We start from the raw sequence: 418 nt of genomic DNA, 5'->3' as shown, positions 1-418 counted from the left end.
GCTGGGAAAAAACCAGCTCTTAACAAACAAAAAGAACAATGAAAACCGTCGGTTTTAGATGGTCTTCATTGTTCTTTTGTATTTTTTCTGAAGATGTAGAAGTACATCCTCCTTTTCTTCGGAGTTCGAGGATCAGTTTCGTTAAATTCATGCTCATAAGCATCAAGCCAATGTCATTATGCACGGCTTGATTCCCTCTGACATGAACGCGGCGCATGCCAAAGACACCTTTCATCCGACCGAAAACAGTTTCTACGTCAATCTTTCGCTGGGCATAGATCCGTCTTCCATAATCGCTCTCCAGGTGTGCTTTCGCTTGATGTTTAAAGTATTCCCAATTGTAATTCACCGATGTTTGTCTTTGGTTCCCCTTCGGGGTTTTGGCTAGTTTATTCAGCCTGTCATCCATTTGTTCCTT

The 418-nt window shown here is 42.1% G+C and carries 1 protein-coding gene; it reads right to left on the bottom strand.

What is annotated here, in order from left to right; translation table 11 throughout:
* Positions 1-19 precede the first annotated feature (19 nt).
* A partial coding sequence (locus ACYQ4S_RS12355) for a transposase (protein WP_459771470.1) occupies positions 20-418 on the bottom strand: 399 nt, incomplete at its 5' end.

The sequence above is a fragment of the Alkalibacterium sp. s-m-28 genome, from assembly GCF_054658175.1.
Note: the sequence above shows the minus strand (reverse complement) of the source record. Positions and strands in the feature narration are given on the sequence as shown.